A 26,395-nucleotide genomic window follows, 5' to 3' on the forward strand; every position below is an offset into this window, starting at 1 on the left:
CGCTTCCCTCGGTGCCTCGTCGGGTGCGCAGCCATCCACCCGCCGCAGCCGGTGTATGCCGACTCCGGCCGTCCGCCGCCGGCGCCGCCTCGGTTCGAGCCGCGACGCTGCGCCTACCGCTCCGACCGAAGCCGCCTCCGCCCCGCGGCCGGCGCTGCCGCCCTCGTCGGGTGCTCGACGCCGTGCCGACGGCATCGACGCTCGCGGCCCGGCCCGGGTGCTGCGACGGTATGTGATGATCGGATTCCGCCGTGCGGCGGATGACGCGCTTGCCCGGGGGCGCGCGCGGCCGCCCGATTCCTCGGCGCCTGCGTTGAACGAGACTGCCGGCGTCACCTCGGCCCACCCGCTCGGCGCCGCGTCCGGCGGCCCGCATCCGCACGGCCGCCGGTTTGTCCCCGCCTCGAATTCGCAGCTCAACGCCGCGGTGGCGCTGGACCGCACTGCTACCGGTCCATATTACTGAGAGTGACTATGGTGCCCATGAATACACGGACGGTTGTTTCAGGTCGGCTGCGATTGGTAGTCGACTGACCGTGCCCGCACCGGTGTGCGGACCCCGCGCAGGACGCGGGAAGTACGGGGGGAGGTGTACCGGGCCATGCGATTCCTCGGTGTCAACGCCGTGTTTCACGACCCGGCCGCCGCACTCGTCGTCGACGGCTCCACCGTGGCCGCGGCCGAGGAAGAGCGATTCAGTCGGCGCAAGCACGGCAAGCGGCCCGTGCCGTTCTCCGCGTGGGAACTGCCCGAACAAGCCATGCGCTGGTGTCTGGAGACCGCGGGGCTCACCTCCGCCGACCTCGACGGGGTCGCCTACTCCTACGATCCGTCTCTGGTGAAGCCGGAGCAGGAGCGGCTGGACCCTGCATGGGAGGACCTGCGCACCCTCTACGCGCAGCGTGCGCCCAACTTCCTGGCCACGGCGCTGCCGGGCCTCGATCCCGACCGGGTGCGCCACGTGCCCCACCACGTCGCCCACGCGGCCTCGGCCGGGCTGGCGGCTCCGCCGGCCGGCGGCGAACGCGACTGCGCCGTCTTCACCGCCGACGGCCGCGGCGAGGACGCCGCCCACCTGGCCGGCGCCTACCGCGGGGGAGAGCTGGAGGTCTTGGCGCGCCAGGCGCTGCCGCACTCGCTCGGCCTGGTCTACGAAGACCTCACCGACCACCTCGGTTTCCAGCGTTCCAGCGACGAGTACAAGGTTATGGCGCTTGCCTCGTCGGGAACGCCGCGCTTCATCGGCGCGATGCGCGAGCTGATCGCCCCCACCGGGGACGGCGGCGTCCGCGTCGAGCCCGTCGACTTCGCCGCCTTCGCCAAGCGGCGCGACCGCGACGCAGAGGTGACCGGCGCACACGCCGATCTCGCCGCCAGTATGCAGCAGCGCCTGGAGGAGGTGCTGCTGGACCTGGTCGCCTGGCTGCACCGCGAGACCGGCCTGCGGCGGCTGGCCATGGCCGGGGGAGTCGCACTGAACTGCGTCGCCAACACCCGCATCGCGGCCGAGGGGCCGTTCGAGGACGTGTGGGTGCAGCCGGCGGCCGGCGACGCCGGCACCGCGCTGGGCGGGGCGCTGCACCTGGCGCAGGAGGCCGGCGAGGACGTCTCGCCCATGACGGGCGCCGACCTGGGGCGCGGCTGGAGCGAGGAGGAGTTGGCCGCCGCGCTGGAGGAGGCCCGCCTCGACTACGAGCGTCCCGCCGACATCGCCGACACCGTCGCGGCCGCGCTCGCGCGCGACGAACTCGTCGCCTGGTTCCAGGGCCGCAGCGAGTACGGCCCCCGCGCGCTGGGCCGCCGCTCCCTGCTGGCCAATCCGACCAACGCGGACAACCTCGACCGCATCAACGGGGTGAAGGGCCGCGAGAGCTTCCGGCCCGTGGCACCGATCGTGCCGGCCGACCGCGCCGGCGAGATCTTCACCCGCGGGCCGCTGCCCAGCCCCTACATGCTGTTCGTGCACGACGTGGCCGAGCGGTGGCGCGGCCGCATCCCCGCGGCCGTGCACACCGACGGCACCGCCCGCGTGCAGACCGTCGAGGAGGGCGATGAGCTCCTGAGCCGGCTGCTGCGCCGATTCGAGGCCCGCACCTCGGTCCCGGTCCTGATCAACACCAGCCTCAACACCGCCGGACGTCCCATGGTCGACAGCCCTCGCGACGCGCTGGAGTGCTTCGGGTCCTCTCCGGTGGACCTGCTCGCCATCGGCCCCTTCGTGGTGAGGCGCTCCCGGCTGAGCGGCGAGGGAAGGGACTGACCCGTGGACCGACGCGCATCCGCGACCGTCGAGCAGGCGCCGACGTACTCCGTCGTGGTGCCCACGGTGGGTCGGCCCGGACTCGCGAGCACGCTGAGCCCGCTGCTGCGCGGCGGCCCCGGCGCGCCCGCCGAGGTGGTCGTCGTGGACGATCGCCCCGATCCGCAGGGGCCGCCCGCCGGGGCCGAGGCCGCCGGCATCACGCTGCTGCGCTCGGGCGGGCGCGGCCCGGCGTGCGCCCGCGACGTCGGCTGGCGCCGCACCGCCACGCCCTGGGTGGTCTTCCTGGACGACGACGTACTTCCCGGCGTGGACTGGATCGCCGAGCTGGCGGCCGACCTCGCCGCCTGCGGCCCGGGTGTGGGCGGCAGCCAGGGCCGCATCGAGGTCCCGCCACCGGTCGGCCGGCGGCCCACCGACGCCGAGCGCGGCACGCTGGCGCTGGCCCACGCGTGCTGGATCACCGCCGACATGGCCTACCGCCGCGCGGCACTGGAGGCCGTCGACGGATTCGACCGCCGATTCACCCGCGCCTACCGCGAAGACACCGACATCGCGCTGCGGGTGCTCGGCGCCGGCTACGAGCTTGTCGCCGGCGCCCGGCGCAGCGTGCATCCGATGGTGGCGGACACGCGGCTGTGGCGCAGCGTCGCGGCCCAGGCGGGCAACGCCGACGACGCGCTCATGCGCCGGGTACACGGACCCCGCTGGCGAAAGCGCGTAGCCGAGCCCCCGGGCCGGCTGCGCCGCCACGTCCTGACCACCGCCGCACTCGCCGGCGCGGCCGCCTGCGGCGCCGCGGCGCTCGGGGTGCGCGCCCGTTCCCGCCGCGCGCTCGGCGCCGCCGCCGGCGCTTCCTCGGCCGCATCGGCGGGTGCGTCCGAACGGATCGCCCGCACGGCCGCGGCGACCGTGACCTCCCGGTGGTCCGATGAGCCGGCTTCTGCGCCGTCCGTACGACGGGCCCGGCTCGCCGGGTTCGGTCGGAGGGGCGCCCGAGCCGTGCCTGCCGCGGCCGGAGCCAACTCGTCGCAGCGGACGCGGCGCATCGCCGGCGCCGCCGCCGGCGGACTCGTCGCTCTGTGGACCGCCTCCACCGCCGAGTTCGCCTGGCGGCGGATCGCCCCGGGACCGCGCACAGCCCGCGAGGCCCTGCGGATGGCGGTCACCAGCGCCCTCATCCCGCCCGCGGCCTGCGCGCAGCGGCTGCGGGGGGAGTGGCGCCACCGCGGTGCCCGCCCGCACGGCGCGGGCGCGGTCAAGGCCGTCCTGTTCGACCGCGACGGCACCCTCGTCCACGACGTCCCCTACAACGCCGACCCCGAGCAGGTCCTGCCCACGCCCGACGCGCGCGCGGCGCTGGACCGCGTGCGCTCGGCAGGACTGCGGCTGGGCGTGGTGAGCAACCAGTCGGGCGTCGCCCGCGGCCTCATCACCCCCGACGAGCTGGAGGCCGTCAACGCCGCCGTCGAGGACCGCCTGGGCCCCTTCGACGTGTGGCGGGTCTGCGTCCACGGCGAGGACGACGGCTGCGCCTGCCGCAAACCGCGCCCCGGCCTCATCCGGGAGGCGGCCGCCGAGCTGGGCGTCCGGCCGCAGGAATGCGCGGTCATCGGAGACATCGGCGCCGACGTCGAGGCCGCGCGCGCCGCCGGCGCCCGCCCCATCCTCGTGCCCGGCCCGGCGACCCGCGCCGAGGAGGTCGCGGCGGCTCCCGAGACGGCCGCGCGGCTGACCGCCGCGGTGCGCCGTGTCCTGCGGGGGAACGCCTCGTGACCGCCCACGAGGGACGGCCGGCGCCCCGCGGGGGCACTGTGCTCGTAGCGCGCACGGACAACGTCGGCGACGTGCTGCTGTCGGGTCCGGCCGTGCGCGCCGCCGCCGCGGGCGCCGACCGCCTCGTGCTGCTCGCCGGCCCCCGCGGGCGCGCCGCCGCCGACCTCCTGCCCGGGGTGGACCGTGTCCTCCAGTGGTGCGCGCCCTGGATCGATCCCGAACCGCCCGAGCTGACCCGCGAAAGCGCCGAGGAGCTCATCGCCGCCGTGCGGGCCGAGGCGCCCGCGGCCGCGCTCATCCTCACCTCGTTCCACCAGTCGCCGCTGCCGCTGGCGGCGCTGCTGCGGCTGGCCGGGGTGGGCTGGATCGGGGCGGCCAGCGAGGACTACCCCGGCTCCCTGCTCGACCTGCGCCACCGCACCGACCACACCCGGCCCGAGGCGGCCCGCATGCTGCGCCTGGCCGAGGCCGCCGGATTCCGGCTGCCGCCCGGCGACGACGGCGCTCCCCGCATCCGCCGACCGCTTCCCGACACCGTGCACCTGGCCGGCGGCCCCGGCTACGTCGCCGTGCACACCGGCGCCTCGGCCTCGGCCCGCGCGATTCCGCAGCCGCTGGCGGCCCAGACCGTGGCCAAGCTGGCGGCCCAGGGCAGGCGGGTGGTGGTCACCGGAACCGAGCAGGAGCGCGAGGAGACCGCCGCCGTCGCCGGCGACGCCGCCGTGGACCTGGGCGGGCGTACCGGCCTGGCCGAGCTCGCCGGCGTGCTGGCGTCGGCATCGGTCCTGATCAGCGGTAACACCGGCGCCGCCCACCTGGCCGCAGCCGTGGGCACACCGGTGGTCTCGCTGTTCGCTCCCGTCGTTTCGGCCTCCTCCTGGGCGCCCCAGGGCAGCCCCGTGCGGCTGCTCGGCGACCAGCACGCCCCCTGCCGCGACACCCGTGCCCGCACCTGCCCCGTGCCCGGCCACCCCTGCCTGAACCGACTCACGCCCGACGACCTCCTCAGCGCCGTCGACGACCTCGTGCAAGGAGCGCCGTGACACTGCAGCAGCCCCGCACCGCCGAGTACGGCGAACCGTACGGCACCGCGACGCTGCGCGTGCTCATCTGGCACGTGCACGGCTCCTGGACGACCTCGTTCGTGCACGGCAGGCACCGGTTCCTGCTGCCCGTCGACGCCGACCGCGGCGCCGACGGCCGCGGCCGCGCCCGCACCTGGGACTGGCCCGACAACGCCGTCGAGGTCACCGCGGAACACCTGGCCGACGAGCCCGTCGACGTCGTCGTGCTGCAGCGCCCCCACGAGCTGGAGCTGGCCGAGCGGTGGCTGGGCGGGCGCAAGCCCGGACGCGACGTGCCCGCCGTCTACGTCGAGCACAACACCCCCCGCGGCGGCGTGCCCGAGACCCGCCACCCCCTCGCCGACCGCTCCGACATCCCCCTGGTGCACGTCACCCACTTCAACGAGCTGTTCTGGGACAGCGGCCGCGCACCCACGACCGTCGTCGAGCACGGCGTTGTCGACCCCGGTTACCGCTACACCGGCCAGATCGAACGCGCCGGCGTGGTGATCAACGAACCTCTGCGCCGCGGCCGCATCACCGGGACCGACCTGCTGCCCGATTTCTCCCGCGCCGCCGCCCTCGACCTGTTCGGCATGGGCGTGGCCGGCGCTCCCGCCTCCCTCGGCCTGTCCCCCGAGCGGCTTCGCGCCTACGAGGACCTGCCCCAGCAGCGCCTCCACACCGAACTCGCCCGCAGGCGGGTCTACCTGCACCCCCTCCGCTGGACCTCGCTGGGCCTGTCGCTGATCGAGGCGATGCTGCTGGGCATGCCCGTCCTCGCTCTGGCCACCACCGAGGCCAGCGAGGCGATCCCCCCGGATGCAGGGCTGGCCACCACCCGCGCCGGCGAACTGCACCGGGAGCTGCGCGACCTGCTCAACGACCCGGACCGCGCCGCCGAACAGGGTCGCGCCGCTCGCAGAGCAGCTCAGCACCGATATTCCGTCGACCGGTTCCTCGACGACTGGGACCGGCTACTGCAGGAGGTGACACGGTGAGGATCGCCATGGTCTCCGAGCACGCGAGCCCGTTGGCAGCCCTCGGCGAGGAGGACACCGGAGGACAGAACGTCCACGTCGCCGGGCTGGCCACGGCACTGGCCGCCCGCGGTCACGAGGTGGTCGTCCACACCCGCCGGAGCTCGTCCGAGGACCCCGAGACGGTGGAGTACGCGCCCGGCGTGCACGTCCACCACGTCGACGCCGGGCCGCCGCTGCCGCTGAGCAAGGACGAACTCCCCCCGTACATGGGGGAGTTCGCCGACCACCTCATCCGGGAGTGGACACGCTGGGCGCCCGACGTCGTCCACGCCCACTTCTGGATGAGCGGACGCGCCGCCGTGGACGCCGCCGCCGCGACCGGCGTCCCCGTCGTGCAGACCTTCCATGCTCTGGGCACCGAGAAGCGCCGCCACCAGGGAGCCGAGGACACCAGCCCCCGCGAGCGCGAGCGGACCGAGCGCGAGATCGCCCACCGGGTCGACCGGGTCGTCGCCACCTCCAGCCAGGAGAAGCGCGAACTGCGCACCTGGAACGTCGCCCAGGGGCGCATCACCGTGGTGCCCTGTGCCGTCGACACCGAGCGGTTCCGCCCCGAAGGGCCCGCCGCCGAGCGCGGAGAGCGCCCCCGCATCATCAGCCTGGGCCGACTGGTGCCCCGCAAGGGCATCCGCACCGCCATCGGCGCGCTGGCCGGGGTGCCCGACGCCGAACTCGTCGTCGCCGGCGGCGCTCCGCCCGAGCGGATGGACGAGGACCCCCGGATAAACGCGCTGCGCGCGGCCGCTGAGGAGGCCGGCGTCGCCGACCGGGTCGTCTTCACCGGCGGCGTGCCCCGCTCGCGGGTGCCCGAGCTGCTGCGTTCGGCCGACCTCGCCGTCAGCGTGCCCTGGTACGAGCCGTTCGGCATGAGCACCGTGGAGGCGATGGCCTGCGGCGTGCCCGTGATCGCCTCCCACGTCGGCGGCCACCTCGACACCCTCATCCAAGGGGTCACCGGACGGCTGGTGCCGCCGCGCGACGCCCACACGCTGGCCTACTGGATGCGGGTGCTGCTCGCCGACCCCGTCACGCGGGAGAGCCTGGGCATCGCGGCCGGAGACCGCGTGGCGGCGCGTTACACGTGGCCGCTGGTGGCCCGCCAGACCGAGGAGTGCTACGAGAGCGTCCTGCGCGAACGCGGGCGCGCCGTGCCCGAATCGGGGGCCGCGTCCGCGGACATGGCTCCGGGAGGTGTGTGATGCATCCGCGGCTGAAGCGACTGAGCAGCGTACTCGAGGGAGTCGACGGAGAGCGGGCCAAGGGCTGGGGCCGCATCCTCGGCGAGGAACTGCCGCGCGGACGGCGGCTGTTCGCGTGCGGCAACGGCGGCAGCGCCGCCGAGGCCCAGCACCTGACCGCCGAGCTGACCGGCAGGTTCCGCGCCGAGCGGATGCCGCTCTCGGCGATCTGCCTGCACGCCGACACCTCCAGCCTCACTGCCATCGCCAACGACTACGGCTACAGCGAGGTGTTCGCGCGCCAACTGCGCGCCCACGCCCGCCCCGGGGACATCCTCGTGTGCTTGTCCACCAGCGGCACCAGCGAGAACGTCGTCGCCGCCGCCGCGACCGCGCGCGAGATGAAAGTTCGTACCTGGGCCCTGGCCGGCGCGTCTGCCGGCGCGCTGCACGCGGCCTGCGACGAGACCCTGCTGGTGCCCTCGCCCGACTCCGCCACCGTCCAGGAGGTCCACCTCTCGCTCATCCACCTGATCTGCGAGGAGGTCGACGCCGTTTGCGGCGCGCCCGCCATGGCGCCCGCCCAAGCCCGGCTGGCCCCGGAGGGGGCGCCGTGAGCCGCGCGCAGGGGCCGCTGGTCGTGGTGGGCGACGCGTTTCTGGACGTCGACGTCACCGGGGCGAGTCGCACCGCCGGGCACGGCGGCGACGCACCGGTGCTGGACGCCACCAGCGCCTGGCACCGCCCCGGCGGCGCCGCACTCGCCGCGTGGCTCGCCGCACGCGACGGCCACCCCGTCGCGTTGGTGTGCGCCCTCGCCCGCGACGACGCCGGCGACCGCGTCGCCGCACTGCTGCAGGACTCGCCGACGCTGGTGCGCCTGGAGCTGGCCGGGGCCACCCCCGTCAAATCGCGCGTCAGGGTGGGCGAGCAGACGTCGGTGCGCATCGACCACGGCGAAGGACGCCCCGACCCCGCGGGCTCCCTGGAGCGCGCGGCCGCCGCGATCGACGGGGCCGGCGCCGTGCTCGTCTCCGACTACGGCCGCGGCGTGGCCGTGCTTCCCGCGGTACGCGAGGCGCTGGACCGCGCCGCAGCCGAGGTGCCCGTGGTGTGGGATCCCCATCCCCGCGGCCCCGCACCCGTGCCCGGCGCCGCGCTGGTCACACCCAACGCGGCCGAGGCCGGTACCGTCGACCCCGACCGGGCCGGCGAGGCCGCCGCGCGGCTGGCCGCGACCTGGCGGGCGGAGTCGGTCGCGGTGACCCTGGGCTGCCACGGCGCGGTGTGGGCGCCGCCGGAAGGCCCCGGCCGCTTCTACCCGGCACCCGTGCGCCTGCCCGATGCCGACGCCTGCGGCGCCGGCGACCGCTTCTGCGGAGCCGCGGCCGCAGCGCTGCGCAGGGGCGCCGACGTGGACGCGGCCGTGGCCGAGAGCGTCCAGGCGGCCTCCCGCTTCGTCGGCAACGGTGCGGCGGGCGCCGCGGCGGCGTCAGGCCCGATGGCCGGGGCGCTCCCGCTGGGCCTGGGGGAGAGCGCCGAGGCGCTGGCCGAGCGCGTGCGCCGCAGCGGCGGAACGGTCGTGGCCGCCGGCGGCTGCTTCGACGTGCTGCACGCCGGACACGTCAGCCTGCTGCGCCGCGCCCGCTCGCTGGGCGACTGCCTGATCGTGTGCATCAACAGCGACGCCGCCGTACGGGCGCAGAAGGGCTCCGATCGCCCCGTCACCTCGGCCGAGGACCGCGTGCGCGTTCTGTCGGCGCTGGAGTGCGTCGACGCCGTCACCGTCTTCGACGAGCCCACACCCGTGCGCGCCGTCGAGCGGCTGCGCCCCGACGTGTGGGTCAAGGGCGGCGACTACACCGCCTCCGAACTGCCCGAGCTGCCCGCCGTGGCCGCGGGCGGCGGCCGGGCGGTCATCCTGCCGCTGCTGCCGGGCCGCTCCACCAGCCGGATGGTGGCCGCGCGCGACCGCTTGCCCCCCTGACGGCGGCGGGCCGCCCGCGCGTCGGCCCGGCCCGCAGACGCGAGCCCGCACGAAGGCCCGGCACGCCTGCGGCTTCCCGGAGCCGCAGGATTCGGACCCGCGCCCGGCCGGCCGCACCGGCAGCGCCGCGTACCCCACGCACATCCGACGAACACAGCAAGGAGGACGCCATGCGCCCACTGGGCAACACGCTGATCACCGGCGGCGCCTCGGGACTCGGCGCCGCCGTGGCCCAGGCCGTGGCCTCCGAAGGAGGCCGGCCGCTCATCCTCGACCGCGCACAGCCGCAGACCGACGCCGACTTCGAACGCGCCGACCTCGCCGACCGCGTCGCCACCGAGGACGCCGTCGAGCGCCTCGCCCAGCGCGCCGGGGGCCTGCACGCGGTCGTCAACGCCGCCGGCATCGACGCCTGCGGTGCGCTGGACAAGGTCGACGCCGACGACTGGGAGCGCGTCATCCGGGTCAACCTCCTGGGCACCGCCTCGGTGGTCCGGGCCGCACTGCCCCACCTGGAGGCCTCCCACGGCACCGTCGTCGACTGCGCCTCCACCCTGGGCGTGCGCGCCGTCCCCGACGCCACCGCCTACTGCGCATCCAAGGCCGGGGTCATGGGGTTCACCCGCGCCCTGGCCGCCGAGACCGCCGGACGCATCGGCGTCACACTGCTGGTGCCCGGCGGCATGGACACCGCGTTCTTCGACGACCGGCCCGACGCCTACCGGCCCGGCCCCGACGCCCGCCTCAACCCGCCCGAGTACGTCGCGCGGGCCGTCGTCTTCGCCCTCGGCCAACCCCTGGGGTGCGAGGTGCGCGAACTCGTCGTCTGCCCCTCCGAGGAGACGTCGTGGCCCTGAATGGGTCCGATCACGGCGCAGCCCGATAGGGGCGCAGCGAACAAGGGGGGATCATGAGTCAGGCAGCGATCGGCCGTGCAGTCGTCACCGGCGGCGCCGGATTCGTCGGCTCGCACCTGTGCGGGCACCTGCTGGACGCCGGCGCCGAGGTGGTGTGCATCGACAACTTCGCCACGGGCTCCGCCGAGAACGTGCGCCACCTCGCCGGCCGCACCGGTTTCAGGACGTTGGAGGCCGACGTCACGCATCCGCTGCACGTGCCCGGGCGCGTCGACACCGTCTTCCACCTGGCCTCGGCCGCGTCGCCGCGCGACTACCTGCGCCTGCCGGTGGAGACGCTGGAAGCCGGAAGCCGGGGCACCCGCAACGTGCTGGACCTGGCCGCCGAGCACGGCGCCCGCACGGTGCTGGCCTCCACCAGCGAGGTCTACGGCGACCCGCTGCACCACCCCCAGCACGAGAGCTACTGGGGCAACGTCAACCCGGTGGGACCGCGCAGCGTCTACGACGAGGCCAAGCGCTACGCCGAGGCGCTGACCATGGCCTATCACCGCGCCCACGGCGCCGACGTCGGCATCGCCCGGATCTTCAACAGCTACGGGCCCGGGATGCGGCCCGACGACGGCAGGGCGATCCCCACATTCATCAGGCAGGCCCTGGCGGGCGAGCCCATCACCGTCTGCGGCGACGGCATGCAGACCCGCTCGGTCTGCTACGTGGACGACACGGTCCGCGGGCTGATCGCACTGGCCGCCGCCGATATCACCGGGCCGGTCAACATCGGCAGCCAGCACGAACTGTCCATGCACGCACTCGCCGAGCTCGTGCGCGCCGTCTGCGGCTCGGACTCGCCCGTCGTGCACGTGGGCCGGCCCCAGGACGACCCTCGGTTCCGCCGCCCCGACATCGCGCTGGCGGCGCGCGCCCTGGGCTGGTGGCCGCTGGTGCCGATGGAGGAAGGGCTGCGGCGCACTGTCGAGTGGTTCGCCCGTGCTCGCACGGAGCCCGAGGACCGCTCGGCCGAGCCGACCGCCGGACGGGCCTGAGCGAGCCGTTCCGGTCGGCCGGTGACGCGGCGGGCCGGGCCTGACCGGAAGGCGGCCGAGAAGCATGGAGCCCCGGGGCGCCGTCAGGCGCCCCGGGGCTCCACGTGTGCGACAGCGAAACCGTCGTCACCGGGCCCTTAGGCTTCCTCAGACCTCGGGCACAAGCTGCTTGCGCAGTTTGGCCAGAGACGCCGAGAGGGTCCGCGATACGTGCATCTGCGACAGGCCGACGATCTGGGCGATCTCGGCTTGGGTCTTGTTGCCCGCGAAACGCAGGAGCACGATCCTTCGATCACGCGCGGAGAGAGTGGCCAGAGCCGGGCGCAGCGACGCCCGGTCGGCGACGCTCTCCAGGTCGTGGTCCTCCTCGCCGAGCGTGTCGCCCAGCGTCTTGTCCTCTTCCTCGGTCCCGTAGGGCACGTCGAGGGAGAGCGCGCTGTAGGCCGAAGAGGCGTCGATCAGCTCGAGCGTGTCGTCGACACTCATCTCCAGCCGCTCGGCGATTTCGGCGACCGTGGGCGAGCGGCCGTGCTCCTGGGCGAACGACGAGGTCACCCTGTTGAGTTCGGGCCGCTTCTCCTGGTACTTGCGAGGCACCCTGATCGCCCATGTGCGGTCCCGGAAGTGGCGCTTGACCTCTCCGGTCATCATGGGCAGGGCATAGGAGATGAACTCCTTGCCGTAGTCGGGCTTGAAATCGCGGATCGCCTGAACCAGGCCGACTGTCACAACCTGGCGCAGGTCTTCCTCCGGCTCGCCGCGGTTGCGGTAGCGGCGAGCGATGCGGCGCACGACCGGGGCATGCAGATCCACCAGGTTCCGATAGATCTCGTCGCGCTCGGCCGGTGCCGTCTCAGCGCTCTTGAGCTGGTCGAACAGCTCGCGAGTACGGGCGTAGTACGTTTCGTCGGTCTTGCTGTTTCCACTTGCACTGCGCGGACGCGGAACTGCGGTCTCTCGTTCGCGGAGCGTGCTCGATGCGTTCATCGCTAACGTTCCTTGCTGCGATCGAAGTGGACCGCCGACCACTTGCCCCCGGATCGCTCGGCGCGTTGTGCACCGCGCCGACGATGTGGCTTCCCCCGTGGTGTGCGGTGGTGCACCGCACAGCGGGGGCCAGGACGCATGTGATGGCGTCATCAGGCCGCGCTGTCGGACCTCCTGCACAACACGTTGACCATATCGAGATATGCGCCGTTAAGCCACCCCGGGGGCGCCCGGATCCGCCCAGTTTTGCAGTGAATTAACACGTGAGATTACAAACATGCAGGGTAGACGGGGGGCGACTGTCGCTTCCTTGGTAATAGGAAATCTCTCACACGGTGTCCCGCGCCACTGCCCGTCGCCTTTTATAAGGACGGGATAAGGAGGCGCGCCGCGTCGCTCCCCGGCTCCTGGGCCGCCCGTGAACGGAGGCGCGGAGCCGCGACGGACGCCGCGGACGCGGCAGGGCGGCCGGGTTTCGGACGACGACGGCAGGGGGTGTACCGGCGGTGCGCGAGAAGGCGGATGCGGCCGAGCGGCCGCAGACCGGCGGCCCGGGCACGGGCGCCGGAACCGACAGGGTGGGGATCGTCGTGGCCACGCGCGACCGCCGCGACGAGCTTGCCCGGACTTTGCGGCGGCTTGCCGCTGTACACGGGCGGGCGCCGGTCACCGTGGTCGACAACGCCTCGACCGACGGCACAGCCGAATCCGTGCGCAGGACCTTTCCCGACGTCGGCGTGGTGGAACTCACCCGCAACGAGGGCGCGGCGGCCCGCAACGCCGGCGTCGCCGCCAACCCCGCCCCCTACCTCGCCTTCTGCGACGACGACTCCTGGTGGGCGCCGGGGTCCCTGGAGCGCGCCGCCGCGGCCTTCGACGCCCACCCGCGCCTGGGGCTCATCGCCGCGGCCACCCTGGTCGGCGAGTCCGAGTGCCCCGACCCGATCAACGAGGAGCTGGCGACCGGGCTGGGCCCGGCACCGTCCGGCCTGCCCGGTCCCCGCGTGCTGGGGTTCCTCGCCTGCGCATCGATCGTGCGGCGCGAAGCGTTCCTGGAGGCCGGCGGGTTCAGCAGCCTGCTGTTCTTCACCCACGAGGAGGCGCTGCTGGCCCAGGATCTGGCAGCCGAGGGCTGGGAGGCCTGCTACGTGCCCCAGGTGTGCGCACACCACCATCCCTCCGCCAACCGGCCGCCCAGCGCCTGGCGGCGGCGCCTGGACCTGCGGAACCGGGCGCTGATGTGCTGGCTGCGGCGGCCCGCCGGGCGCGCCCTGGGCGAGACCGCGCGGCTCGCCCGCGCCTGCTGGAACGTGCCCGAGGCCCGAGGCGCCCTCGCCGACCTCGCGGGCGACGTGCCCCGCGCACTGGCGCAGAGGCGCCGGCTGCCGCCCCGCGTGGAGCGCGACCTGCGACTGCTGGAGCGGCGTTGAGCCGCCCCCGGGGACGCGAGACGCGCGTGGGTGTGGCGGTGATCACGCACAACCGCCGCAGGGAGCTGATGGGTGTTCTGGAGCGGCTCACGGCCCTGCCCGAGCGTCCGGCGGTCGTGGTGGTCGACAACGGCTCCGACGACGGCAGCGCGGACGCCGTCGCCGCGTCCTTCCCCGGAGTGGCGCTGCTGCGCGCGGGGGCCAATCTCGGGGCGGTGGGGCGCAACCTCGCCGTCGAGGCGCTGGGCACCCCCTATGTTGCCTTCTGCGACGACGACACCTGGTGGGAGCCGGGATCGCTGTCGCTGGCGGCCGACCTGCTCGACGCCCACCCCGACGTGGCGTCGCTGACCGCCAGGATCCTGGTGGAGCCGAGCCTGCGAGACGACCCCATCACCCCCGAACTGCGCAACTCGCCGGTGCCCGCCCCCGCCCGGCTGCCCGGGCCCGCCCTGCTGAGCATCCTGGCCGGCGCCTCGGTGCTGCGGTCCTCGGCCTTCACCCGGGCGGGCGGGTTCCACGAGCGGCTGTGGCTGGGCGGGGAGGAGGAGCTGCTGTCGCTGGATCTGGCCGCGGCCGGGTGGTGGATGTGCTGGATCGAGGAGATGCGCGTGCACCACGCCCCCTCCCGCGGCAGGGACAGCACAGGGCGCCGCCGCCTGGGCATCCGCAACACTCTGTGGACGGCATGGCTGCGCCGCCCCGCAGTCGCGGCGCTGCGGCGCACGGGGGCGGTGCTGGCATCGGTGCCCGCAGACAGGGTCAGCGCCGCGGCCGTGGGCGAGGCGCTGGCGGGGCTGCCCTGGGTGCTGGCCCAGCGCCGGCCGGTGCCGTCCCGGGTGGAGGAGGGCCTGCGGCTGCTGGAAGAGCCGCAGCGGCGTTCGGGGGCGCGGCGCTACGTCGGTTGAGGGGCGGGCTTTCGAATCGGCGGGCGGCCGAGCCTTCAGACGGGCGGAGCGGTGGGGTCCTCGCCGGAGTGGGCGATCTTCTCGGCGAGCTCGGCGAGCTTGACGTTGAGGTTCTGCGAGGCTTCGCGCAGCCGCTCCCAGGCCTGCTCGGCGGTCATGTGATGGCGCTCCATCAGGATCCCCTGCGCCTGGCCGATGGTCTCGCGGGTGTCCAGGGCCCGGCTGAGGTGGGCGATGTGCCGGTTGGCGGCCAGCGCCGACGCGGCCTGGGCGGAGTAGATCACCCCGACTTCGTGGGAGTCCTGGTTGAAGGCCTGAGGGCGGGCCGCGTACAGGATCAGCACGCCCAGCGTCTCGCGGGCGGTGAACAGCCGGAAGCTCAGCAGGCTTCCTATGGGCAGTTCGGCGGCCTCGGCGGCGTAGTTCGGCCAGCGCGCGGAGGCGGTGAGGTCGGGCAGATAGACATAGGTGCCCTTCCACATCGAGTCCAGGGAGGGGCCCTCGCCCAGTTGCAACTGCAGTGCGTCGCTGCGGCGGACGATGTCATGGGTGCACACAGGAGTCTGCAGCTTGGTGCGCGACTCCAGCAGACTCACCCCCGCGTAGTCGCACCCGGGCACTGTCGTCACCGCGAGGTCGACGATCCGCTGCAGGGTCGCACGCAGATCGGGCTCGGCGAACAGTGACCGCACAACCTCCGCGAACCCCTCAGGTGAGGGAGAGTGGTCCTTGTCGAGCATCGCACGCCCTCCTGTGCCGTTATTACGAGTGCCGACTCGCATCGCCCTCGCCGACGCGAAGCCCGCGCACAGCACAAGGCGCCCGGTCAGGTGACCGAATGACTTCGCAGTGTGAGAATCGAGGTGCGACCGATGTGGTGGTGGAGACTTCCCAGTGGAACGCGAGTATCGCCCGCGTCCCTTGCCTGTGTCAACGACTGTACCCGACATGCGGGCTCGGCCCGGTTTCGGGGGTGCGGCTCGGAGTGAACCGCGTGACCGCAACTCGTCGGCACTGAGCCGCGCGAAACTGCGGTCCGAATTGTACCCGAACACGGCATCAGGCTCCCGCGGCCTGTAACCGCACTATGCGGCGCCGCGGTGATGCGTAACGCGCATGAGTTCGCTGCTACCACTGATTCAGGACTTTCGCCTCGGGCGTGCGGTCCGGGTAAAGAATTCATCGGCGGCGGTTCAATCCGCGGCAACCGGAAAGCGGGCCACAAGAATGTGCCGGGAGTGTCGCGTCGGGAACCGGGGGCGGAACTCCGTGCGAATACCCGTTCCGCGATCGGACCGGCGCAGGCGCGGCGGGCCCGCGACGGCGCCCGGTCCGCGCGGACCGGGCGCCGGGATTCGCGGCGGCCGAGGCCGCGGCGGATCACTCGTCGTGGAAGCCGAACTCGTCGGGGCCGGGCCGATCGACCTCGGCCTCGGTGATCTCGCCGCCGGCGTTGTCGGTGACCTGGGCGTCCTGCAGAACCTCGGGCTCCTTGCCGGCCCGGTACTGCAGAACCTGCGCGCCGGAGTAGCCGCCGTGGTCGTCCTCGCCCGATGCGAAGGGCACCAGACCCGGACCGGTCAGGTCCTGCTCGTGCACGGCGTCGATCAGGGACTGGCGGGTGGGGTCGTCACCGGCCTCCATCAGGGCCTTGCCCATGAGGGTCGCCTGCACCATCCCGTAGATGGTGGTGTTGGTCATCGGGCTGTCGCCCTCGGCGTGGTCCTCGTAGATCTGCGAGAACAGCTGGACCCACGGGTCGTTCTGCATCGTGACCGAGGGGAAGTAGCCGGTGTAGATCATGCCGTCCAGCATCTGCTCGGCCGGGAGGTCGTCCTGGCCGGCCTCGGCGGCGAACTCCGACAGCAGCCCCTGCAGCGTCGCGCTGTCGGCGCCGATGGTGCTCACCACGAACTGCGGCTCGTAGCCGATGCTGGCCGCCTCCAGCATCGCCAGCGCGCTGAAGGCCGGGATGCACGAGCAGACCACGACGTCGGCGTCGGCTTCCTTCAGCGCCGAGACCTGCGGGCCGACGTCGGTGTTGCCGGAGTCGTAGGACTCCACCGCCACCCGCTGCTCGGCCACGTACTGCTCCAGGCCGTTCTCGGAGTCGGTGCCCACGTCGTCGTTCTGGTGCAGGTAGCCGACCTTGGCGTCGGGCATGTTCTCGGCGATGTACTGCCCCTGGATCTTGGCCTCCTTGGTGTAGTCCACCTGGAAGCCGTAGGTCAGGGGGTTCTTGTCGGGCTGGTTCCACATCAGCGCGCCCGAGGAGACGAACAGGTCGGGCACGCCCTCGTCGTTGAGGAAGTCGACGACCTTGGAGTGGGTGGGCGTGCCCAGCCCGCCCAGCATGGCGAAGATCTCCTCGTCGTGCACGAGCTCGCGGGTGACCTCGATGGTGCGCGCCGGGTCGTAGGCGTCGTCCTTGACCACGTAGTCGATCTGGCGGCCGTTGATGCCGCCGTTGTCGTTGATGTAGTCGAACACGGCCGCGGCGCCGGTGGAGATGTGGACGTAGCCGGGGGCGGCCGGCCCGGTCAGCGGCTGATGCGAGCCGATCTTGATGCTGTCCTCGGTGACACCGGGCGCGACGTCCAGGTCGGCGGCCGCGCCCTCCTGGGTCTCGCCGGCGCCTCCGCAGGAGGTGGCCAACAGGGCCGCCGCCATGAGGGCGGCGGCCGGGGCGATACGTGATCTCATGCTCTCTCCCGGGCGATGGATCGGGGATGGGGATGCGGGCGATTAGCGGGGTGGATGGTCAGCGCCCGCGGCGGACCAGATCGGCGAGGCTGCTCGCCATCCCGTGCAGGCCGCGCGGCCAGACGAGGATGACCAGGATCAGCAGTACGCCGAAGAACACGATCGGCAGGTTGTTGGCGACGTTGGAGTCCAGCGCCAGGGCGTGGGCGAGCTCCTCGCCCCAGACCTCGACGTAGACCAGGGCGACGGCGCCGAAGAACGCGCCCCACATGCTGCCCAGGCCGCCCAGCACAAGCGCCGCGAGCAGACTCAGGGACAGCGTCACGGTGAAGGAGCTGGGCGTCGCGGTGCCGAGCAGATAGGCCTGGCACGCGCCCGCCAGCCCGCCGGCGCCCGCGCTGATGACGAAGGCGATCACCTTGGTGCGGCCCACCGGGATCCCGGCCAGGCCCGCGGCCGCCTCGTCGTCGCGCAGGGCACGCATCCGCCGGCCCAGGCGACCCGCGCTGATCGTGGCCAGCACGACCAGTCCGATCAGCGTCGTCCCCCACACAGCGGCGGCCTGCCACTGGGTGTTGGTGATGACGCCCGCCAGCGAGGCGGGCGCGCCGCGGGTGGAGAACGCCAGCCCGTTGCTGCCGCCGAGCAGCTCGGGGTAGCGCACCGTCAGCGCGGGAAGCCCCACGGCCAGCGCCAGCGTGGCGCCCGCGAGGTAGGGCCCGTGCAGCCGCGCCGTGGCCGCGCCCACCAGGACTCCGGCCGTGCAGCTGAGCACGACCGTGATGATCATGTTCAGCCACAGCGGAAGGGCCGGCTGGTTCAGCACGAGCAGGGCCATGGTGTAGGCGCCGATGAACATGAACGCGCCGTGGCCCAGCGATATCTGCCCGCTGTAGCCGATGAGCAGCTGCAGGCCGGCGATGGCCAGCATGTAGTAGCCCACGCTGCCGATGCGCAGGTCGCCGGTGGGCCCCGTGACGGAGGTCAGGGCGAGGATCGCGGCGAAGGCGGCGAGGGCGGCCAGCGGGAACCGCACCAGCGCCGGCAGCGCCCGCCAGCGGTCGCCGACCGTGGGCGCGGGGGCGGTGCTTTCGGGCTGCTTGTCCCGGCTCGTGGACTCGTGGTCGCTCAGCGAGACCATCACTACACCTTTCGCGCGGTCGGGCGGGAGAACAGGCCGTCCGGGCGGATGCTCAGCACCACGACGAGGATGGCCAGTGCCGCCAGCGTGGTCAGTTCCGGCCCGGCGTAGCCGGAGACGTAGGACATGCCCAGGCCCAGGAGCACACCGCCGGCCAGCGCGCCGAACGGGTTCTCCAGACCGCCCACGACCGCGGCGGCGATCGCGAAGATGAACACCTCGTCGAGCACGTTGGGGAAGATGAACGGGGGCGCCGCCAGCATCCCGGCCAGCGCGCCGATCACCGAGGCGATGGCCCAGCCGGCGGTGAGCATGAGCCCCACCCGCACGCCGCTCAGCCGCGCCGCCTCCGGGCGGAAGGCCGCGGCGCGCATCCGCAGCCCCAGCGGAGTGAAGCGGTAGAGCGCGAACAGCATCAGCGCAGCGGCGCCCACCGAGCCCAGCGCGAACCAGTCCGAGGGGGAGAACCGGCCGCGGTAGTCCATCGGGTAGGCGAAGGAGTGCGGCTCGTTGCTCCAGATCATGCCCGCCAGGCCCTGCAGCACGAGCAGCAGGCCCAGGGTGATGATGATGGCGTTGAGCGGGGAGCGCCCGTGCACCGGGCGGATCAGCAGCCGCTCGGTGGCCGCGCCCAGCACCAGGCCGGTCAGCAGTGCGGCGCCGAACCCCAGCCAGTAGCTGCCGGTGGCCTGCGACACCGTGTAGGCGATGTAGACCGAGATCAGCGCCAGCGCCGGCTGCGCGAAGTTCACGACGCGGGTGGCCTGGTAGATGATGACCAGCGACAGCGCCAGCGCCGCATAGACCGCCCCCTGGGACAGTCCGTTGAGTGTCAGGTTGATGAATTGGTCCACGGTTTCCCCTCTTAGAAGCCCAGGTAGGCGTGGCGCATGCGGTCGTCGGCCAGCAGTCGCCGGGAGGAGTCCTCCATGACGACCTCACCCTGGTTGAGCACGAAGCCGTGGTCGGTGATCGACAGCGCGCTGCGGGCGTTCTGCTCCACCAGCACGACCGTCAGGTCCCGGTCGGCGCGCAGTTGCAGCAGCATGTCCATGATCTGGCGGGTGACCAGCGGCGCCAGGCCCAGCGAGGGCTCGTCCAGCAGCAGCACGCGCGGTCCGGCCATCAGCGCCCGGCCGATCGCCAGCATCTGGCGCTCGCCGCCCGAGAGCGTGGCCGCCGGTCGCGAGAGCCGCTCGCGCAGCGGCGGGAACAGCTCGACCACCTCGGCCATGCGTGCCGCGCGCTCGCGCCGGCCCGCGCGCCAGAGCCCGCCCAGGCGCAGGTTCTCCTCGACGGTCAGTTCGACGATCACGCCGCCGCCCTCGGGGACGTGCACCAGGCCGTGGTGGACATGGCGCTCGGCGGGGATCCGGGTGATGTCGGCACCCTCCAGCAGGACGCGGCCTGCTTCAGCGCGCTTGAGCCCGCTGAGAGTGCGCAGCAGCGTCGTCTTGCCGGCCCCGTTGGCGCCCAGCACCGCGCAGATGCCGCCCCGGGGCACGGTCATGTTCACCTTGTTCAGCGCGGTCACGGCGCCGTAGGCGGCGGTGAGCCCCTCCACGGTGAGAATCGGCTGCTCAGCCATCGGCGCCCACCTCCTCGGTATCGCCCAGGTAGGCCTCGGCGACCGCGGGGTCGGACTGGATGCGCTCGGGCGGCCCGGTGGCGATGACCTCGCCGAAGTTGAGGACCACGATGTGGTCGCAGACGGCCATCACCAGGTCCATGTGGTGTTCGACCAGCAGGACGCCCATGCGGGAGCGGAAGGACCTGATCGCCGCGGCGAGGGCGTCCATGTCCTCGCCGGACAGGCCGCTGGCGGGCTCGTCGAGCAGCAGCAGCTCGGGTTCGGCGACCACCGCGCGGGCCAGGGCCACGCGCTTCTGCACGCCGAAGGGCAGGGTGCCCGGCATCGCGCGGGCGGCGTGGGCGGCGCCGAACTCCTCAAGCGCCGCCATCGCCCGCTCGCGCAGCCGGCGCTCGTCTGAGTGGTAGCGGCCCAGGCCGGTGAGCATGGCCAGCGGACCGCCGCGGGCCAGCCGGTCGGCCCCGACCATGACGTTGTCCAGCGCCGAAAGGCCGGGGAAGAGGTTGAGGCCCTGCAGCGTGCGGGCGATGCCCAGGTCGGCGAGGTGGTGAGGGCGGTGCCTGCGCAGGACGCGGCCCTTCCAGGAGACGGTGCCGCGCTGCGGGCGGATGACCCCGGAGACGGCGTTGAACAGCGTCGTCTTCCCGGCGCCGTTGGGCCCGATGAGCCCGACGACGCTGCCGGGAGTCACCGACAGTCCCACGTCCTCGAGCGCGGTCAGGCCGCCGAAGCGCACGGTGATCCCCTCGGCGGCGAGTAAGGGGGCCGGCGTTGTGGTGGTCATCTGATCTGCTTTCCGTGCCGGGCCGGTCTCGGCTGCGTCGATACCGACCAGTTGGCATGTAGGGGGCATTCTTCGGCCGTCATCGGAGGCGACGGCGGGTCGCAGGGTCGGGGACGGGGTTCGCCGGTGCTCCCCCGAAGGGGTGCGCCGCTTGGGAGGGCCGCGGGTCCTCAGCGGAACATGCGGGCCAGATCCACTCGGGAGCGGATGTTGAGCTTGCGGAATATCCCGCGTAAGTGGTGCTCGACGGTGCGCGGGCTGATGAACATGTGCGCCGCCACCTCGCGGTTGGTGGCCCCTTCGGCGACCAGCAGCGCGATCTGGTGCTGCTGGGCGGTCAGTCCGTGGTCGCCGGAGTCGGCGCGGTCCTGCTGCTCGGCCGCGGGCTCGGGATCGCCGATCGCCCGCAGTTCCCCGCGCGCCTGCTCCACCCACAGCCGCGCGCCGATCCACTCGAAGGTCTCCAGCGCCTCGCGCAGGTGCTCGCGAGCGCGCCCGGGGAAGCGGTTGCGGCGCAGCGTCGTGCCGTAGAGCAGGGCCGTGCGAGCCCGCTCGACGTCGTCGTCGCCGCAGGCCCGGTGCAGCCGCAGCGCCTCCTCGAATTGTTCGGCCGCGTCGTCGGACGCGGCCAGCAGCCCCCGGCAGCGCGCCGTGATCGCCAGGCTGCTCAGGCTTCCGGTGGCCTCGGCCCACGCCTCGTAGGGCGCCAGCGCGGTCTCGGCGCGCCCGTACTCGCCGGTGCGCGCGCAGGCCTCCACGAAGATCGGGGCCGTCATCAGCCGCATCGTGGGGTGTCCGTAGCCCGGTCCGGCGTGATTGAGCACCCGCAGTCGGGAGAACGCGCCGTGCGCGTCGCCCTGGGCGAGTTCCAGCAGGGCCAGCGCCCACGAGCTCAGCGCGATCGGCAGTCCCAGGCTGTTCTCGCAGGACTGCTCGGCCACAGCGCGGGCGCGTTCGTGGCAGGTCTCGGCGTCGCCCTGGATGGCGGCGAGCAGGCTCAGCGCGGCCAGGTGATGGGTGGCGCAATTGGGCTGGTCGGTCTCGCGGGCCAGCCGCAGCCCCGTCATGCAGTTGCCGATGCCCGAGGGGAAGCGGCCGCTCCAGAACTCCGAGTAGACCAGGAACTCCAGCGCCTGGGGCACCGCCGCCAGCGCACCGCGGCGCCGGGCGACCGACACCGCGCGTGTGGCCAGGGCGTGCACCAGCGGGGCGTCGCCCAGCCGCAGGCCGGCGATGCTCGCCCAGATCAGCTCGGCCGGGGTGTCGACCTCCTCGGCCAGGTCGACCGCCTGCCGCAGCGGGGCCGCCGCGGCCGCGTAGTCCCCGGCGAACGAGAGCGCGCACCCGTCCATGAATGCGAACGCCAGGCGCATGGCCGGCGGGTCGTTGTCGCGGGCCAGCGGGGCCAGGCGGCGCGCGGCCGCGGCGTGGCGCACCGGGTCGCCGGCGAAGGACGCGGCGTCGGCGGCGCGCATCAGCGAGCGCACGGCCAGCTCGCGGTCGTGGGGCACCAGCTGTTCGGCCGTGGCCAGCAGCGAGTCGGCGGTGTCGATCGCGTTGCCCTCGCGCAGCCGGATCTGGCCGCGGATCAGTTCCAGCACTCCGGCCTGGCGCGGGGTCACGGCGTCGGGCTCGGCCCGCTCCAGCAGCTCCGAGGCCCGTTCGGGCATCCCGGACAGCCACGCGTCCTGGGCGGCGGTGGACAGCCGACAGGCCCGCAGCCGGGGGATCGGGGTCAGCTCGGCGGCCTGCTCAAGCGCTGCCGAGGCCACCGAATGGCCGTTGAGCTCCTTGGCGGTGTCGGCGGCCGCGGCCAGCTCGGCCGCCAGCTCGGAGTCGGGGCCCTCGGCCGCCGCGGCGCGGTGGCCCGCGTACCGCGAGGGATCGCGCTTGGGGTCCAGCACGCGTGCCAGCCGTGCGTGCGCGGCCCGCCGCCGCACAACGGGGGCGGACTGGTAGACGGCGGTCTGCAGCAGGGGGTCGGTGAACACCACCTGAGCGCCGTCGATGCGCACCAGCCCCGCGTTCTCGGCCGGCTCCAGATCGCCCACGGTCACCTCCGGCCGCCCCGCCGCACGCACCAGCTCGTCGGCGCCGCACTCGGGATCGGCCGCGGCCAGCAGCAGCAGGTGGCGCGCGGGCTCGGGCAGTGCCTCCACGCGCGGGGCGTAGGCGCTGCGCAGCTGGGCGGGCAGCGCGAGCGTGCGCGGCAGCGGCCGGGCGCCCGACAGCTGGTCGCGCGACAGCGCCGCGGTGAAGCCGCGTGCGGCCAGCGGGTTGCCGTGGGCGGCGCGCACCAGTTCGGCGCGCACCCCCGCGGCGATCCCGCCGGGCGCGGCGTCGCCGAGCACCTCGCTGACGGCCGCGTCGGGCAGAGGGCTCAGCGTGACGGAGGGGATGCCGGGCACTGCGGGCTTGGGAGAGTCGTCGCGGGCGGCGAAGACCATCGCCACAGGGTCGGTGCCCAGTCGGCGCGCGGCGAAGGCCAGCGCGTCCAACGAGGCCGAGTCCATCAGGTGCGCATCGTCGACGCAGACCAGCAGGGGAGCGGAGTGGCCCAGCAGGCACAGCAGCCGCAGCACGCCGATGGAGAGGGGGAAGCGGTCGCTCTCGGCGACCTGGCCGCTCTCCATCGCCTGCTCGATGGCCGCTTCCTGCTGGGCGGGCAGGTCGCCGACGCGGTCGGCCACCGGGCGAAGCAGGCGCTGCAGACCGGCGAAGGGCATGGCCGACTCGGGCTCGGCGCCGGCCGAGCTGAGCACCATGGCGCCCTTGAGCACCATGGCGTCCTGGGGACGCGAGCGGTGGACCTCCGGGGTGCGCGCGACCTCGCACGCGTGCTCCACCAGGGCCGTCTTGCCGATGCCCGGGCCTCCGCAGACCAGCAGTGCGGTGCCCTGGCCGGCGCGCGCGCCGGCCAGGGCGTCGGTGAGCATCCGCTGCTCCGTCTCGCGGCCCCGGAGACGGATCCCGGGGGGCGGCGAGGGGGTTCCACTGGGCACGCACTCAACGTACACAGGACCTGGATCACGCCGACAGGTGGTGCGGGCCACACTGGTGATTTCCCTGATACCCCGTTGCGTGATGCGAGCGGCGCCGCTGGTAGCGGCGGCGCGCACCAGGGTACGCAGGCGGCGGAGCCGCGGGCGCCGGCCGTGCCGCGCACTACGGCGGACCACCTGCGCACGGGTGAGACCGACCGGTCGGTCTCACCCGTGCGGGAGCAGGATGAAGCCGCTCGGACATGCGGCCCGCGGACTACCCGTCTCCCGCATCGCGAACGCGTATCGAACTGACGTACGAAAGTCCCGGCGGTTCCGGTATGCTCTGAGTCACACCGGCCGCCCCGGGATGAAGTCCCGCGGCGCGCATCGCGACATTTCCTACGGGCGACCCGTTCGGTGCGCCCTTCACCGCTTCGACCTGCCTTCCGGGCACTCATCTCATGGGGCGATCATGACGTATCTCCTGGTCATCGGGACACGAAAAGGACTGTTCACCGCCACCGGCGACGACGAGCGCCGCACTTGGCGGGTGCGCGGACCGCACCGCCTGGACAGTGAGGACTACGCCAACATGGCCGGCGTCTACGCGGTGGGCATCGATCCCCGCACGCGCCGGATCCTGGCCGGAGCCGAGAGCTCCCACTTCGGGCCCAGCGTCTGGTACAGCGACGACCTCGGCGGGAGCTGGCACGAGCCGGAGCGGACGCCGATCGCCTTCCCCGAAGACGTCGACGCCTCCTTCGCCCGGGCCTGGCACTTCGCCTTCGGTGACGAGCCCGGCACGGTCTACGCCGGCGTCGAGCCCACCGCCCTGTTCCGCTCCGGCGACGGCGGCGAGAGTTTCGAACTCGTGCGCGGGCTGTGGGACCACCCCCACCGCGGCGACTGGTGGCCCGGAGCGGGCGGCGCCGCCATCCACACGGTGATCCCCGGCCGGGTCGGCGCCGAGGGAACCGATCCCCGTTCCATGACCGTGGCCATGTCCACCGGCGGCGTTTACCAGACGCGCGACGGCGGGGCCTCCTGGAAGCCGGCCAACCGCGGCATCAGCGCCGTCTTCCTGCCCGAGGACGACCCCGAGTACGGCCAGTGCGTACACAAGGTCGCCATCGGCAGCGACGGCGAGTTCTACGCCCAGAACCATCACGGCGTCTACCGCAGCACCGATCCCGCCGCCGGGTGGACCTCCATCGCCGAGGGCCTGCCTACCGACTTCGGGTTCTCGTATGTGACCCACCCGCACGTGCCCGGTACCGGATACGTGTTCCCCGTGGTCAGCCAGGTCTGCCATCTGCCGCCCGACGGCCACCTGGCCGTCTACCGCACCGAGGACGCGGGCGCGAGCTGGCATCCGGCCGTCAAAGGGCTGCCCGAGGACCCCTACTACGGGATCGTGCTGCGCGACGGCGCCTGCACCGACGGCGCCGCCGACCCCGGCTTCTACTTCGGCACCCGCACCGGCGACGTCTTCTGCGCCACCGACTCCGGCGGCGAATGGACCCGGGTGGCCGCCCACCTGCCCGACGTGCTGTGCGTGCGCGCGCTGGAGGTGTGAGTCGATGAGTGTGACGGTTCTGCTGCCGCAAGTCCTGCAGTCCGATGCGGGGGGAGCCTCCCGGGTCGACATCGCCCTCGTCGCCGCGGCACCCGCGGGAGGTCCGCCTCCCGCGGAGGGAGGCCGCGAGCACGCCACGCTGCGCGCCGTCCTGGACGAACTCGCCCGCCGCCATCCCGGCCTCGACCGGCGCATCCGCGACGATCAGGGCCGACTGCGCCGCTACGTCAACGTCTTCGTCGACTCCGACGAGTGCCGCGCCGTCGGCGGCCTCGACACTCCGGTTCCCGACGGAGCCGAGGTCCGCGTCCTGCCGTCGGTCGCCGGCGGCTGACCGCGCAAGCCGCATGCGACGCGGGCGGCGGTTCCGGCACCGGAACCGCCGCCCGCCGCCGTGAGCGAGCCCCTCATACCTGCTCGTGTCCCGAGGCCGCCGCGCCGCCGCGGCCTCCGGCGAAGGAGCCCCAGGCGGCCATCGCGGTGTCGACGACCGCGTTCGCCTGATCCAGCGTGAACCCGTCGCGGGCCTGGACCGACAGCCCGTGCAGCACGGTCAGGTAGTAGTCCGCCACGGCCTCAAGGTCGGTCGACGGCGCCAGCTCGCCTTCGGCCGCGCCGCGCCGGAGCCGGGCGAGGAGGTTGGCGCGGTCGCCCGCCCGGCACGCCGCGAGGTAGCGGCCGACCCCCTCGTTGGCCGCAGTGAGGTTCATGCCCGCCAAGACCACCATGCATCCGCGCGGTGTGGCGGGATCGACGTAGGCGGCGGCGTTCTCCCGCAGCATCGTCTCGACCGCCTGCCGCGCCGTGGGACTGGCGGCCAGAGCCTCTTCGCCGGTCGCGCTGTCGGAGCTGTAGAGCTCGACGGCCTCGCGGAAGACCTGCTCCTTCGAGCCGAACGCCGCGTACAGGCTCGTCGAGGTGATCCCCATCGCCGAGGTGAGCGCGCTGAGCGAGGTGCCCTCGTAGCCGTGTTCCCAGAAGAGCACCATCGCCATGCGCAGCGCCGCCGTCCTGTCGAACTGGCGCGGGCGTCCCCGTGCCGGCATCGCGCTCCCTCCAGGCTCGGTTGACGCTCTCGTG

At 73.6% G+C, this 26,395-nt stretch carries 22 protein-coding genes; 13 read left to right on the forward strand and 9 right to left on the reverse strand.

All coding sequences use genetic code 11. The features are described from left to right. The first annotated feature begins 601 nt into the window (after window positions 1-601). From LP52_RS08365 to LP52_RS08405, 9 genes are all read left to right on the forward strand, one after another. On the forward strand, window positions 602-2,260 hold the full coding sequence (locus tag LP52_RS08365; protein WP_040272377.1) for a carbamoyltransferase family protein: 1,659 nt from the start codon (window positions 602-604) through the stop codon (window positions 2,258-2,260). Between the two features lie 3 nt (window positions 2,261-2,263). Next, window positions 2,264-4,036, forward strand: coding sequence for an HAD-IIIA family hydrolase (locus LP52_RS28325; RefSeq protein WP_040272218.1), 1,773 nt, complete (start codon window positions 2,264-2,266; stop codon window positions 4,034-4,036). After that, window positions 4,033-5,079: a glycosyltransferase family 9 protein gene (locus tag LP52_RS08375; RefSeq protein ID WP_052809600.1), complete on the forward strand. Its 1,047-nt coding sequence runs from the start codon at window positions 4,033-4,035 to the stop codon at window positions 5,077-5,079. The genes LP52_RS28325 and LP52_RS08375 overlap by 4 nt, the downstream gene beginning before the upstream one ends. Continuing rightward, complete coding sequence (locus tag LP52_RS08380) at window positions 5,076-6,101, forward strand: glycosyltransferase (RefSeq protein WP_238580795.1); 1,026 nt, start codon at window positions 5,076-5,078, stop codon at window positions 6,099-6,101. Before LP52_RS08375 ends, LP52_RS08380 begins: the two co-directional genes overlap by 4 nt. Next, window positions 6,098-7,342, forward strand: a complete 1,245-nt coding sequence (locus LP52_RS08385) for a glycosyltransferase (RefSeq protein ID WP_040272219.1) — start codon at window positions 6,098-6,100, stop codon at window positions 7,340-7,342. Before LP52_RS08380 ends, LP52_RS08385 begins: the two co-directional genes overlap by 4 nt. Then, window positions 7,342-7,938 (forward strand): D-sedoheptulose-7-phosphate isomerase, encoded by a 597-nt coding sequence (locus tag LP52_RS08390; RefSeq protein ID WP_040272220.1) that lies wholly within the window; start codon window positions 7,342-7,344, stop codon window positions 7,936-7,938. The genes LP52_RS08385 and LP52_RS08390 overlap by 1 nt, the downstream gene beginning before the upstream one ends. Continuing rightward, window positions 7,935-9,308, forward strand: coding sequence for a PfkB family carbohydrate kinase (locus LP52_RS08395; RefSeq protein ID WP_040272222.1), 1,374 nt, complete (start codon window positions 7,935-7,937; stop codon window positions 9,306-9,308). Before LP52_RS08390 ends, LP52_RS08395 begins: the two co-directional genes overlap by 4 nt. A 170-nt stretch (window positions 9,309-9,478) precedes the next feature. After that, window positions 9,479-10,165: an SDR family oxidoreductase gene (locus tag LP52_RS08400; protein WP_040272223.1), complete on the forward strand. Its 687-nt coding sequence runs from the start codon at window positions 9,479-9,481 to the stop codon at window positions 10,163-10,165. 53 nt (window positions 10,166-10,218) lie between these two features. Further along, window positions 10,219-11,211 carry a UDP-glucuronic acid decarboxylase family protein gene (locus LP52_RS08405; protein WP_040272225.1) on the forward strand — a complete coding sequence of 331 codons (993 nt, stop codon included), beginning with the start codon at window positions 10,219-10,221 and terminating at the stop codon, window positions 11,209-11,211. A gap of 147 nt (window positions 11,212-11,358) precedes the next feature. Here the strand turns inward: LP52_RS08405 and LP52_RS08410 are convergent, their stop codons facing one another. Beyond that, window positions 11,359-12,198 (reverse strand): SigB/SigF/SigG family RNA polymerase sigma factor, encoded by an 840-nt coding sequence (locus LP52_RS08410; protein ID WP_084723023.1) that lies wholly within the window; start codon window positions 12,196-12,198, stop codon window positions 11,359-11,361. Between the two features lie 578 nt (window positions 12,199-12,776). On the opposite strand from LP52_RS08410, the gene LP52_RS08415 reads away from it, so the two are divergent. Together LP52_RS08415 and LP52_RS08420 are read left to right on the forward strand one after the other, a co-directional pair. Next, entirely contained in the window at window positions 12,777-13,628 is an 852-nt protein-coding gene (locus tag LP52_RS08415) for a glycosyltransferase family 2 protein (protein WP_040272383.1), read from the forward strand. After that, window positions 13,625-14,536 (forward strand): glycosyltransferase family 2 protein, encoded by a 912-nt coding sequence (locus LP52_RS08420; protein ID WP_040272227.1) that lies wholly within the window; start codon window positions 13,625-13,627, stop codon window positions 14,534-14,536. The genes LP52_RS08415 and LP52_RS08420 overlap by 4 nt, the downstream gene beginning before the upstream one ends. Before the next feature lie 35 nt (window positions 14,537-14,571). Here the strand turns inward: LP52_RS08420 and LP52_RS08425 are convergent, their stop codons facing one another. The 7 genes from LP52_RS08425 to LP52_RS08455 form a co-directional block, all read right to left on the reverse strand. Further along, window positions 14,572-15,276, reverse strand: a complete 705-nt coding sequence (locus LP52_RS08425) for a GAF and ANTAR domain-containing protein (RefSeq protein ID WP_040272229.1) — start codon at window positions 15,274-15,276, stop codon at window positions 14,572-14,574. A gap of 640 nt (window positions 15,277-15,916) precedes the next feature. Beyond that, entirely contained in the window at window positions 15,917-17,239 is a 1,323-nt protein-coding gene (locus LP52_RS08430) for an ABC transporter substrate-binding protein (RefSeq protein WP_040272230.1), read from the reverse strand. A gap of 58 nt (window positions 17,240-17,297) precedes the next feature. After that, complete coding sequence (locus tag LP52_RS08435; protein WP_040272232.1) at window positions 17,298-18,380, reverse strand: branched-chain amino acid ABC transporter permease; 1,083 nt, start codon at window positions 18,378-18,380, stop codon at window positions 17,298-17,300. Window positions 18,381-18,382: 2 nt separating this feature from the next. After that, the gene (locus LP52_RS08440) at window positions 18,383-19,234 is read right to left on the reverse strand and encodes a branched-chain amino acid ABC transporter permease (RefSeq protein WP_040272233.1); all 852 of its coding nucleotides are present in this window, start codon (window positions 19,232-19,234) and stop codon (window positions 18,383-18,385) included. A gap of 11 nt (window positions 19,235-19,245) precedes the next feature. Further along, window positions 19,246-19,968 carry an ABC transporter ATP-binding protein gene (locus LP52_RS08445; protein WP_040272235.1) on the reverse strand — a complete coding sequence of 241 codons (723 nt, stop codon included), beginning with the start codon at window positions 19,966-19,968 and terminating at the stop codon, window positions 19,246-19,248. After that, on the reverse strand, window positions 19,961-20,755 hold the full coding sequence (locus LP52_RS08450) for an ABC transporter ATP-binding protein (RefSeq protein ID WP_040272236.1): 795 nt from the start codon (window positions 20,753-20,755) through the stop codon (window positions 19,961-19,963). The genes LP52_RS08445 and LP52_RS08450 overlap by 8 nt, the downstream gene beginning before the upstream one ends. 170 nt (window positions 20,756-20,925) lie before the next feature. Beyond that, window positions 20,926-23,934 carry a helix-turn-helix transcriptional regulator gene (locus LP52_RS08455; protein ID WP_394298193.1) on the reverse strand — a complete coding sequence of 1,003 codons (3,009 nt, stop codon included), beginning with the start codon at window positions 23,932-23,934 and terminating at the stop codon, window positions 20,926-20,928. 277 nt (window positions 23,935-24,211) lie between these two features. On the opposite strand from LP52_RS08455, the gene LP52_RS08460 reads away from it, so the two are divergent. After that, a complete protein-coding gene (locus LP52_RS08460; protein ID WP_040272240.1) occupies window positions 24,212-25,315 on the forward strand; it encodes a WD40/YVTN/BNR-like repeat-containing protein in 1,104 nt (367 codons plus the stop codon). 4 nt (window positions 25,316-25,319) lie between these two features. Beyond that, window positions 25,320-25,649 carry a MoaD/ThiS family protein gene (locus LP52_RS08465; RefSeq protein WP_040272242.1) on the forward strand — a complete coding sequence of 110 codons (330 nt, stop codon included), beginning with the start codon at window positions 25,320-25,322 and terminating at the stop codon, window positions 25,647-25,649. A 73-nt stretch (window positions 25,650-25,722) separates the two neighbouring features. On the opposite strand, the gene LP52_RS08470 is transcribed toward LP52_RS08465, so the two are convergent. Continuing rightward, window positions 25,723-26,361 carry a TetR/AcrR family transcriptional regulator gene (locus LP52_RS08470; RefSeq protein ID WP_040272244.1) on the reverse strand — a complete coding sequence of 213 codons (639 nt, stop codon included), beginning with the start codon at window positions 26,359-26,361 and terminating at the stop codon, window positions 25,723-25,725. Window positions 26,362-26,395: the final 34 nt, after the last annotated feature.

The sequence above is a fragment of the Streptomonospora alba genome, assembly GCF_000826685.1.
GTDB lineage: Bacteria > Actinomycetota > Actinomycetes > Streptosporangiales > Streptosporangiaceae > Streptomonospora > Streptomonospora alba.

Excerpts from the sequence above, each read along its gene's own strand:
- LP52_RS08445 (WP_040272235.1), bottom strand. The coding sequence starts at position 19,968 with ATGGCTGAGCAGCCGATTCTCACCGTGGAGGGGCTCACCGCCGCCTAC.
- LP52_RS08435 (WP_040272232.1), bottom strand. The coding sequence starts at position 18,380 with ATGGTCTCGCTGAGCGACCACGAGTCCACGAGCCGGGACAAGCAGCCC.
- LP52_RS08425 (WP_040272229.1), bottom strand. The coding sequence starts at position 15,276 with ATGCTCGACAAGGACCACTCTCCCTCACCTGAGGGGTTCGCGGAGGTT.
- LP52_RS08450 (WP_040272236.1), bottom strand. The coding sequence starts at position 20,755 with ATGACCACCACAACGCCGGCCCCCTTACTCGCCGCCGAGGGGATCACC.
- LP52_RS08365 (WP_040272377.1), top strand. The coding sequence starts at position 602 with ATGCGATTCCTCGGTGTCAACGCCGTGTTTCACGACCCGGCCGCCGCA.
- LP52_RS08410 (WP_084723023.1), bottom strand. The coding sequence starts at position 12,198 with ATGAACGCATCGAGCACGCTCCGCGAACGAGAGACCGCAGTTCCGCGT.
- LP52_RS08390 (WP_040272220.1), top strand. The coding sequence starts at position 7,342 with ATGCATCCGCGGCTGAAGCGACTGAGCAGCGTACTCGAGGGAGTCGAC.
- LP52_RS08465 (WP_040272242.1), top strand. The coding sequence starts at position 25,320 with ATGAGTGTGACGGTTCTGCTGCCGCAAGTCCTGCAGTCCGATGCGGGG.
- LP52_RS08405 (WP_040272225.1), top strand. The coding sequence starts at position 10,219 with ATGAGTCAGGCAGCGATCGGCCGTGCAGTCGTCACCGGCGGCGCCGGA.
- LP52_RS08470 (WP_040272244.1), bottom strand. The coding sequence starts at position 26,361 with ATGCCGGCACGGGGACGCCCGCGCCAGTTCGACAGGACGGCGGCGCTG.
- LP52_RS08430 (WP_040272230.1), bottom strand. The coding sequence starts at position 17,239 with ATGAGATCACGTATCGCCCCGGCCGCCGCCCTCATGGCGGCGGCCCTG.
- LP52_RS08460 (WP_040272240.1), top strand. The coding sequence starts at position 24,212 with ATGACGTATCTCCTGGTCATCGGGACACGAAAAGGACTGTTCACCGCC.
- LP52_RS08400 (WP_040272223.1), top strand. The coding sequence starts at position 9,479 with ATGCGCCCACTGGGCAACACGCTGATCACCGGCGGCGCCTCGGGACTC.